The organism is Bacillus sp. 7894-2 (genome assembly GCF_002272225.1).
Classification (GTDB): Bacteria; Bacillota; Bacilli; order Bacillales; family Cytobacillaceae; genus Cytobacillus.
In genome coordinates, this window is record NZ_NPDG01000150.1 from 1 (window position 1) to 9,933 (window position 9,933).

Sequence of the window (9,933 nt, forward strand, 5' to 3'; positions counted from 1 at the left end):
TTTATATCTTTCAAGGAGGCAGTTTTTTTAATGTCAATCGAAGCAGGCAGCAAGTTAACAGGAAAGGTTACAGGCATTACAAATTTCGGAGCATTTGTGGAGCTGCCGGAAGGCTCAACCGGTCTGGTGCACATAAGTGAAGTCGCTGACAAGTATGTAAAAGATATTAATGAGCACCTAAAAGTGGGTGACATGGTTGAAGTGAAAGTCATTAATGTCGAAAAGGACGGCAAGATTGGATTATCCATCAAAAAGGCAAAAGACCGGCCTGAGCGTTCTGAAAGACCTGAAAGAGGAGACAGAAAAGAATACAGACCGAATTCCAATTCTGGCCGCCCTCGCCAAAACCGATCAAACGACTATCGCCCTAAAGAAAACTTTGAAGCCAAAATGGCCCGTTTCCTGAAGGACAGCGAAGATCGTCTGTCATCGCTAAAACGCCATACTGAATCCAAGCGCGGAGGAAGAGGAGCTAAGCGAGGCTAACTTGCTGCTGATCGATCTATATAGCAGGATGGAAAACAAGTCCGGGTGGGCTTGTTTTTTTGTGCTGTTTAATAACGCAAATTCAGCCATCAAAAAAACGCCAGCCTAAGGCTGACGCTCTTTTGAAATGACCCGTACGGGATTCGAACCCGTGTTACCGCCGTGAAAGGGCGGTGTCTTAACCGCTTGACCAACGGGCCGGGATAATAATAGATTTGGGCAACGCGCTTGCGCATTTCATGATAGCGGCGGAGGGGATCGAACCCCCGACCTCACGGGTATGAACCGTACGCTCTAGCCAGCTGAGCTACACCGCCAAATTTCAATAGATTACTAGATGTGCCCTGAAGCACAAGATTTATCATACAAATTTTTAAAAAGGAAGTCAATAAGATATTAAAAGAAATATGTCGTAAATTTCCCTTGCCGCTTCGTCAATTTCTTCCATGCTTCGCTTTTGACAGAAAGCTGTCATTCCAGCGGTTTGTTTACTTTTTTTGTCAGAACTAAACCGAACCTCAGGAAGTCCCATTTTAAATCTTGTTATCTATCCCCATATATAGTGGAAAACCGTCGAACGAAAAGCCTGGGCTTGTCCGCTATTTTGACAAACTTCTGGAGCGCTTGATTTTATAATTGTCAGCAACGATAAAAAAATGGGGAGTGTAGTTTAATGGAAAAGGTAGAAAGGAATGTAATGGAGCCGATCGGGGAAGTGCCCTTCAACAAACCGAAACTGGATATTGCCAAAGGCTTAAAAAAGCTCCAATCAGGGCTGGAGAATTTCTTTCTGAAAAAAGGCTATGTTCTGCTGATCATTGGCTTTTTGCTTGGAAGAGCCTTGATATTGGCGAAGCTTACCCCATTTAGCCTTCCGTTTTTTGCCGCGGTATATTTCATACGAAGGGATAAGGCACCCCTGGCACTGGTGGGATTAATGGCAGGCGCCGCCACATTATCCATATCCAATGCGGTATCTGCTTTTGGAATCACCTTCATCTTTTTATTCGCTTTCCGGGTCTCAAAGAAATGGCTGTCCAATGAAATCAGGGCACTGCCTTTTTATGTATTTTTCACTCTCTTGGCAGGCAAGCTCCTGGAGGCCTTCATTATAAAGGGGCAGCTGACTTTATATGATGGCATGATGGCCGGTGTCGAGTCGAGCCTTGGCTTCATCCTGACGCTTATTTTTCTGCAGGGACTGCCGCTTTTATCCATAAATAAACGCAGACAATCACTGAAAACCGAAGAAATCGTCTGCCTGATCATTATGCTGGCTTCTGTCATGACGGGAACCATCGGCTGGACGGTCTATGATCTTTCAGTGGAGCATATTATGTCACGCTACCTTGTCCTGCTCTTCGCCTTTGTGGCAGGAGCTACAGTCGGTTCTACAGTAGGGGTGGTAACCGGCCTGATCTTCTCCCTTGCGAATATATCGAGCTTTTATCATATGAGTCTGCTTGCTTTTGCGGGCCTTTTAGGCGGCCTTTTAAAAGAAGGCAGGAAGGTTGGAGTGGCATTCGGCCTGCTGGTTGCGACACTCCTGATGGGCATGTATGGAGAGGGCAGCGGAAATCTCATGAAAACTCTGTCAGAAACAGGTGCGGCCATTCTCTTATTTTTACTAACACCGCAGGCACTTACAATGAAATTGGCTAAGCAAGTCCCGGGAACACCTGAATATGCCGCAGAACAGCAGCAATATATGAGAAAAATGCGTGATGTGACAGCACAGCGCGTTGCCCAGTTTTCGAGCGTCTTTCAGGCTCTTTCAAAAAGCTTTTCCTCTCATGATGAGCCGTCCCAATGGGAAGAGGACGGTGACAGGGAAGTGGATTATTTCTTAAGCAATGTAACGGAGAAAACCTGTCAGACTTGCTTTAAGAAGGATCACTGCTGGTCAAAGAACTTTAATACAACCTATGACTATATGATGGATATTATGCATGATGTGGACAACAACGAAGGTGCCCTTTCTCCAAAGCTTGCGAGGGATTGGGAAAAGTACTGCACAAGATCGAAAAAAGTAACAGAAGCCGTTCAGCAAGAGCTGACTTATTATAAAGCGAACCAAAAGCTGAAGAAGCAGGTTCAGGAAAGCAGGAGGCTGGTAGCCGACCAGCTGAGGGGTGTTTCGGAAGTGATGGGTGACTTTGCCAAGGAAATTCAGAGAGAGCGGGAAAATCATCATAAACAGGAAGAACAGATCCTTGAGGCACTTCAGGAGTTTGGCATTCATATCGAGCAGGTGGAAATCTACAGCCTGGAGCAGGGAAATGTCGACATTGATATGACCATCCCATACTGCCAGGGGCATGGGGAATGTGAAAAGCTCATTGCACCGATGCTATCTGATATTTTGGGAGAAACGATATTAGTAAATTCAGAGGAATGTGCCGCGTTTCCGAATGGATACTGCCATGTTACATTCCGGTCAGCCAAGGCATTCGTGGTTGAAACATGCGTGGCGCATGCTGCGAAGGACGGGGGCCTAGTGTCCGGGGACAGCTATTCCACCATTGAGCTGGGCTGCGGAAAGTATGCGATTGCGATCAGTGATGGAATGGGCAATGGGGAAAGGGCCCATGCGGAAAGCCAGGAAACACTTCAGCTATTGCAGAAAATTCTTCAATCGGGCATTGAAGAGCAGGTTGCCATTAAATCCGTCAATTCCGTTCTTTCTTTGCGGACCACAGACGAAATCTTCTCCACTTTGGATCTGGCTATGATTGATCTGCAGAATGCTGACACAAAATTTTTGAAAATTGGATCAACTCCAAGCTTTGTAAAAAGAGGTCCTAAGGTAATGAAAATTCAGGCCAGCAACCTTCCGATGGGCATCATTCAGGAATTTGATGTTGATGTGGTCAGTGAGCAGCTTAAAGCCGGTGATTTATTGATCATGATGAGTGATGGTGTGTTTGAAGGGCCGAAACATGTGGAGAACTTTGATTTGTGGATGAAGCGCAAAATATCCGAGTTGAAGACGGACGATCCGCAGGAAGTGGCCGATCTCATTATGGAAGAGGTGATCAGGTCAAGGTCTGGAAATATAGAGGATGATATGACAGTGGTGGTTTCAAAGGTTAAGCATAATACACCGAAATGGACAAGCATCCCTGTGCACGCCATCCGCCAAAAAGCCAACTGATTAATTTGCTCATCGAGAAGTATTTTTATGTATAATTCCCTTCCATTCAGTCGAAAATGCTAACAACTCATATGTGGAGGGGAGTTTCAAATGAAAACAGGAACACTGAAGCAGATTTTACTGATAACGGATGGCTGTTCAAATCAGGGTGAAGATCCCATTGCCATGGCGGCTCTGGCCAAGGAGCAGGGAATAACCGTGAATGTAATCGGAGTTATGGAGCAGGATGTCATTGATGAACAGGGAATGAATGAAATTGAAGGAATCGCCATGTCAGGAGGCGGAGTCAGTCAGGTCGTCTACTCTCAGCAGCTTTCCCAGACGGTACAGATGGTGACGAGAAAAGCCATGACCCAGACACTTCAGGGAGTGGTGAACAAAGAGCTCCAGCAGATTCTGGGCGGTTCGAAAACAATGGAGGATCTCCCGCCTGATCAGCGCGGCGAAGTGATGGAGGTCGTAGATGAATTGGGTGAGACGGTCGAGCTTGAAGTGCTGGTCCTCGTGGATACCAGTGCAAGCATGAAACATAAGCTCCCGACCGTTAAGGAAGCCCTGCTGGATCTGTCCCTGAGCCTCAATGCCCGCTCTGGTGATAACCGTTTTTCTGTGTTCGTATTTCCCGGGAAAAAGAAAGATGTCGAAAAACTGCTGGATTGGACACCGAATCTTGAATCGCTGACCAGCATATTTTCGAAATTGACAACAGGCGGGATTACGCCAACAGGCCCGGCCATTCATGAAGCACTAAACCATTTCAAGAAAAAACGTTCATTAAGGAGTCTGCTTTCCCGTGATGATGAATCATTCTTTGAAGAGTCAGTGTAAAGTAAACCCTGGTACTGTGATTGAAGGAAAGTGGCACCGCAGCCGATATACCATTGTAAAGGAATTGGGGTATGGTGCTAATGGGATTGTGTATCTCGCCAAAAACCAAAATCAGCAGGTTGCTTTGAAAATGAGTGATAACGGGATGTCCATTACGTCCGAAGTGAACGTCCTTAAATCCTTTGCAAAGGTCCAAGGCTCTGCCCTCGGGCCTTCTTTGCTTGATGTCGATGATTGGGAACGAAGGAGCGGTAAGGTTTCATTCTATGTAATGGAATATATACAGGGTCCTGATTTGCTGACATACATTCAGCAGAAGGGGCCATCCTGGACCGGTGTTTTAATTGTACAGCTTCTGAACGATCTGGATGCACTCCATAAAGCGGGCTGGGTGTTCGGCGATTTAAAGCCGGATAATCTGATCGTAACAGGTCCTCCATCGAGAATTCGCACCATTGATGTGGGCGGCACCACCATTCAGGGAAGGGCAATAAAGGAATTTACTGAGTTTTATGATCGCGGCTATTGGGGACTCGGGACCAGAAAGGCTGACCCTGCTTATGATCTCTTTGCTGCTGCCATGATTTTAATCAATACGGCCTATCCAAAAAGGTTTGCCAAGACAACCGGTGACCTTAAACAGCTCAAAATGATGGTCCGCCAAAAGAAAGAACTGCTGAAATACGAAGATGTTATTCTGAATGCTCTGCAGGGCCAGTATAGCTCAGCCGGTGAAATGAGAAACGATATGCTCCAGCTCACCCGTGCAAATCCGGCGCAAAGGAGTACGGTAAGCAGAAATCCCGGACAAACCGCCAGCCCTCAGCCTGCCAGCAGGCAAATGAACAGGCAGAAAAAACAGAAAGGGAGCTTCTTTGAAACCCTGCTGATTACCCTTATTGTAAGCCTGCTATATTTCTTATATATTTATGGGCAGCTGCTTTGAAAATGAAATAAATGAAACTTTCTTTTCGTTGATCCGTATTATAAGCTTAATCCCTTTTGATATTTACCCTTTAATAATGATATGCTTTTCTATAGGAAGGATTATGCTGCCTTTTGCAGGGGTAGTAGTAAATATATTTAAATTGGATAAGGAAGAAGCCTATGCTCGAAGAGAAAGTGAGTGCTTTCCTTAAGAAAAAGGGATTGGATTTAAAAAATAAGAAAATAGTAATCGGTGTATCAGGAGGGCCGGATTCCATCGCCCTGCTCCATTATTTTTGGAGCAGGCAGCAGCAATATCAGACAGAACTGATTGCCGCACATGTCGATCATATGTTCAGAGGTGAAGAATCTCTTCAGGACGCCATGTTTGTGAAGGATTACTGCAGGGACAAAGCCATTCCATTTGAAATGGAAAGAGTGAATGTGCCTGAGTATATGGAGAAGTCCGGGAAGAGTTCACAGACCGCTGCCAGGGATTGCCGCTACAGCTTCTTTCAAAGAATAGCCGAGAAATATGGGGCAGACTATATAGCGCTGGGACATCATGGCGACGATCAGGTTGAAACCATTTTAATGCGTCTCACAAGGGGAAGCGCCGGCAGCGCAAGAGCAGGGATCCCCTTCAAGCGTCCATTTGGCGATTATACGATCATCCGCCCTTTCCTGTGCTTGAATAGAGCTGAAATCGAAAGCTTCTGCCTGAAAGAATGCCTGAACCCCAGGCGGGATCCAAGCAATGAAAAAGGCATATACAGCCGCAACCGTTTCAGGCAGGAAGTGCTCCCATTCCTGAGAAAAGAAAATCCCCAGGTGCATGAGCATTTTCAAAGATTTAGTGAAGATTTGCAAAGTGATGAAGCATATCTGCAGGAATTAACCGTCCATAAAATGAATACAGTAATGAAAAAGAATGCCAATGAGGAAATTAGTGTGGATATCGATGCTTTTGAGGCAATGCCAATGCCTTTACAAAGGAGAGGGATTCAACTAATATTAAACTATCTTTATAAGGAAAGGCCGGCATCGTTATCGGCATCTCATATAGAGAGTGTTTTTTCCTTAATGAAAAGTCCTCATCCATCGGGAAATTTAGATTTTCCAGGCGGTTTACATATTGTACGCTCCTACCGGCAATGCACCTTTTTATTCCCGAAGGAAACTGTACAATCCTATCGATATGAAATCTTCAAACCTGCAAGCATTAAACTCCCAAACGGCGGATCGATTATCCTTGAATATGCTGCCTGTCCTGATGGAATTCTAAACAATGATACCCTGGCAATAGACAGGGAGAGTGTTTCTTTTCCAATCATTATCAGGACAAGAGAAAAGGGAGACCGCATGACGCTTAAAGGAATGCAGGGGTCCCGGAAGATTAAGGACATTTTCATCGATCATAAAATTCCGCTGCATGATCGGAAAACCTGGCCAATCGTGACAGATGCACAAGGCAGGATCCTATGGGTGCCTGGTTTGAAGAAATCGCATGATGATAGGCAGCAGCAATCCTGCACCAGCTATATTATTTTAAAATACATAAAGCAATGATCTTCTAGGGGGCACATTAAATGATGAAAAATGACATTGAAAAAGTACTGATTTCGGAAGAGGAGCTGCAGGATAAGGTTAAATCCCTTGCTGCTGAACTTACTGAAGAATACCAGGACCGATTCCCGCTTGCCATTGGTGTTTTAAAAGGGGCAATGCCTTTCATGAGCGACCTTTTAAAGCGTGTGGATACATATCTTGAGATGGACTTCATGGATGTATCAAGCTATGGGAATTCAATGGTTTCTTCAGGAGAAGTGAAAATCCTGAAAGACCTTGATACTTCTGTTGAAGGCAGAGATATTCTGATCATTGAAGATATCATCGATAGCGGCTTGACACTCAGCTATCTGGTTGAGCTGTTCCGCTACAGAAAAGCGAAAAGCATTAAGATTGTAACACTGCTTGACAAGCCAACTGGAAGAAAGGCTGATATCAAAGCTGATTATGTGGGATTTATTGTTCCTGATGAGTTCGTAGTCGGCTATGGCCTTGATTATGCGGAAAAGTACCGCAATCTTCCATATATTGGAGTGCTTAAGCCGGAAGTATACAGCAATAACGATTAAGGAAATCCTAAGTATGATCTTGGATTAAAGCCCTTTACTGAAACAAGAATCACCCGGTTTTAAGAAGTCTAATTCCTTGTATTGGCACGATTTTCTATGATACTATACACTATAGTTTGTTTACCGTGGGAGGAGGTAAGGGATGAATCGGATCTTCCGGAATACCATCTTTTATTTATTAATATTTTTAGTCATTATTGGAGTTGTCAGCTTCTTTAACGGCAACAATGAACCAACGGAGCACATCTCTTATAATAAATTTGTTGATCACTTGGAAAGCGGCGATATTACGTCCATTTCCCTTCAGCCTGAGAGAGGTGTTTTTGAAGTACGGGGTCAGCTTAAAGGATATGAGGAAGACAAATACTTCCTGACTTATATCATGAACAATGATAATATCCTTGACCGTGTGGATCAATTAGCCCAGACATCGGATGTCGATGTTATGCCGGCTAAGGAAACAAGCGGCTGGGTTACATTCTTTACGTCAATCATTCCTTTCATCATCATCTTCATACTATTCTTCTTCCTGCTGAACCAGGCGCAGGGCGGAGGCAGCCGTGTGATGAACTTCGGCAAAAGCAAAGCCAAGCTGTATGATGAAAGCAAAAAGAAAGTGCGCTTTAAAGATGTTGCAGGCGCCGATGAAGAAAAGCAGGAGCTTGTTGAGGTCGTTGAGTTCCTTAAAGACCCGCGCAAGTTTGCTGAATTGGGAGCCAGAATTCCTAAAGGGGTTCTTCTTGTGGGACCTCCGGGAACAGGTAAAACCTTGCTTGCACGGGCAGCTGCCGGTGAAGCGGGCGTTCCGTTCTTCTCAATAAGCGGTTCTGACTTCGTTGAAATGTTCGTCGGTGTGGGTGCTTCCCGTGTCCGCGACTTATTCGAAAATGCGAAAAAGAACGCGCCATGTATTATTTTTATCGATGAAATTGATGCTGTAGGGCGTCAGCGTGGTGCCGGCCTAGGCGGCGGACATGATGAACGCGAGCAGACCCTTAACCAGCTTCTAGTTGAAATGGATGGATTTGGAGCAAACGAAGGAATTATCATCGTTGCTGCCACTAACCGTCCGGATATTCTTGACCCGGCATTATTGCGTCCGGGACGTTTTGACAGACAGATTACAGTTGACCGCCCGGATGTAACAGGTCGTGAAGCTGTACTTAAAGTACACGCACGCAATAAACCTCTTGATGAGAGTGTCAACCTAAAGGCTATTGCGCAGCGTACACCTGGTTTCTCAGGAGCAGACTTAGAAAACTTATTGAATGAGGCGGCCCTTGTCGCAGCCCGTCGAAATAAGAAAAAGATAGATATGACAGATTTAGATGAAGCATCAGACCGTGTAATTGCCGGTCCCGCTAAGAAAAGCCGTGTTATTTCTATGAAGGAAAGAAACATCGTTGCTTTCCATGAAGCAGGTCATACAGTCATCGGTTTAGTGCTTGATGAAGCAGAAATGGTTCATAAGGTTACAATTGTGCCGCGCGGCCAGGCCGGAGGATATGCAGTAATGCTTCCGAAAGAAGACCGCTACTTCCAGACAAAGCCTGAGCTTCTCGACAAAATTGTCGGATTGCTTGGCGGACGTGTGGCTGAAGAAATCGTCTTTGGTGAAGTAAGCACAGGTGCCCATAATGACTTCCAGCGTGCGACAGGCATTGCCCGCCGCATGGTAACCGAATTCGGAATGAGCGACAAGCTCGGCCCATTGCAGTTCGGTCAGTCTCAGGGCGGCCAGGTATTCCTTGGACGTGACTTCCATAATGAACAGAATTATTCAGATGCAATCGCATATGAAATCGATCTTGAGATCCAGCGCATTATCAAGGAATCCTATGAAAGAGCAAGAAAGCTCTTAACAGAAAACCGCGATAAGCTGAATCTGATCGCCAATACATTGCTTGAAGTTGAAACGCTTGATGCGGAACAAATCAAGCACTTATCAGACCATGGCAGACTGCCAGATCGTCCAGTGACTTCCATTTCAACGGATGAAGATGTGAAAGTAAACATCAGCATCAAGAAAGAGGATCCTGCTGAAACAGGCGAAATCCCTGAAACAAGGGAAGGCTCAAGCCCCGCAGAAGCGGATGTGCCTCCTGCCATCGACGAAGAACGCAAAGACAAATAATAATCGAAAAGCGCCTCCAGGGGCGCTTTTTTTTGCCGAAAAATATCATTTCCAAGACCGCCCGGAATTTTCGATTACACGAAACAACAGCAGTTGTGATATGATGTTTTCAGTGAAAAAATAAGGCTGTATTCGTAAGGTTTGTTGTTATTTAGGCATGTAACTTTATTAGACCTCTGAGTTGATTGGAGCGGAAGGCACTTGATCCTCGAAAATGCTGACGCATTTCCTTCGTGCGGTGTTCAATCGAGGAAGCCTATTCAATG

The 9,933-nt window shown here is 45.2% G+C and carries 7 protein-coding genes and 2 tRNA genes; 7 read left to right on the forward strand and 2 right to left on the reverse strand.

The genetic code is table 11. The annotated features are described in order from the left end of the window. Positions 1-30 precede the first annotated feature (30 nt). Positions 31-486, forward strand: coding sequence for a S1 domain-containing RNA-binding protein (locus CHI10_RS20830; RefSeq protein WP_095246067.1), 456 nt, complete (start codon positions 31-33; stop codon positions 484-486). 128 nt (positions 487-614) lie between these two features. On the opposite strand, the gene CHI10_RS20835 is transcribed toward CHI10_RS20830, so the two are convergent. Both CHI10_RS20835 and CHI10_RS20840 read right to left on the reverse strand, forming a co-directional pair. Next, positions 615-686 (reverse strand) — tRNA-Glu (locus tag CHI10_RS20835). A gap of 43 nt (positions 687-729) precedes the next feature. Then, positions 730-803 (reverse strand) — tRNA-Met (locus CHI10_RS20840). Positions 804-1,159: 356 nt separating this feature from the next. Here CHI10_RS20840 and spoIIE point away from each other — a divergent pair. From spoIIE to ftsH, 6 genes are all read left to right on the forward strand, one after another. Beyond that, complete coding sequence (gene spoIIE / locus CHI10_RS20845; protein ID WP_095246062.1) at positions 1,160-3,640, forward strand: stage II sporulation protein E; 2,481 nt, start codon at positions 1,160-1,162, stop codon at positions 3,638-3,640. 90 nt (positions 3,641-3,730) lie between these two features. Then, positions 3,731-4,468 carry a VWA domain-containing protein gene (locus tag CHI10_RS20850; protein WP_061793575.1) on the forward strand — a complete coding sequence of 246 codons (738 nt, stop codon included), beginning with the start codon at positions 3,731-3,733 and terminating at the stop codon, positions 4,466-4,468. Continuing rightward, positions 4,437-5,414 carry a serine/threonine protein kinase gene (locus tag CHI10_RS20855; protein ID WP_095246063.1) on the forward strand — a complete coding sequence of 326 codons (978 nt, stop codon included), beginning with the start codon at positions 4,437-4,439 and terminating at the stop codon, positions 5,412-5,414. Before CHI10_RS20850 ends, CHI10_RS20855 begins: the two co-directional genes overlap by 32 nt. Before the next feature lie 161 nt (positions 5,415-5,575). Then, positions 5,576-6,964: a tRNA lysidine(34) synthetase TilS gene (tilS, locus tag CHI10_RS20860; protein WP_095246064.1), complete on the forward strand. Its 1,389-nt coding sequence runs from the start codon at positions 5,576-5,578 to the stop codon at positions 6,962-6,964. 20 nt (positions 6,965-6,984) lie between these two features. After that, complete coding sequence (hpt, locus tag CHI10_RS20865; RefSeq protein ID WP_095246065.1) at positions 6,985-7,533, forward strand: hypoxanthine phosphoribosyltransferase; 549 nt, start codon at positions 6,985-6,987, stop codon at positions 7,531-7,533. A 142-nt stretch (positions 7,534-7,675) separates the two neighbouring features. Further along, positions 7,676-9,667: an ATP-dependent zinc metalloprotease FtsH gene (gene ftsH / locus CHI10_RS20870; protein ID WP_095246066.1), complete on the forward strand. Its 1,992-nt coding sequence runs from the start codon at positions 7,676-7,678 to the stop codon at positions 9,665-9,667. Positions 9,668-9,933 lie beyond the last annotated feature (266 nt).

Bases quoted from the DNA above. Each gene is read 5' to 3' on its own strand.
- CHI10_RS20830 (WP_095246067.1), top strand. From the start codon at position 31: ATGTCAATCGAAGCAGGCAGCAAGTTAACAGGAAAGGTTACAGGCATT.
- spoIIE (WP_095246062.1), top strand. From the start codon at position 1,160: ATGGAAAAGGTAGAAAGGAATGTAATGGAGCCGATCGGGGAAGTGCCC.
- CHI10_RS20850 (WP_061793575.1), top strand. From the start codon at position 3,731: ATGAAAACAGGAACACTGAAGCAGATTTTACTGATAACGGATGGCTGT.
- CHI10_RS20855 (WP_095246063.1), top strand. From the start codon at position 4,437: ATGATGAATCATTCTTTGAAGAGTCAGTGTAAAGTAAACCCTGGTACT.
- tilS (WP_095246064.1), top strand. From the start codon at position 5,576: ATGCTCGAAGAGAAAGTGAGTGCTTTCCTTAAGAAAAAGGGATTGGAT.
- hpt (WP_095246065.1), top strand. From the start codon at position 6,985: ATGATGAAAAATGACATTGAAAAAGTACTGATTTCGGAAGAGGAGCTG.
- ftsH (WP_095246066.1), top strand. From the start codon at position 7,676: ATGAATCGGATCTTCCGGAATACCATCTTTTATTTATTAATATTTTTA.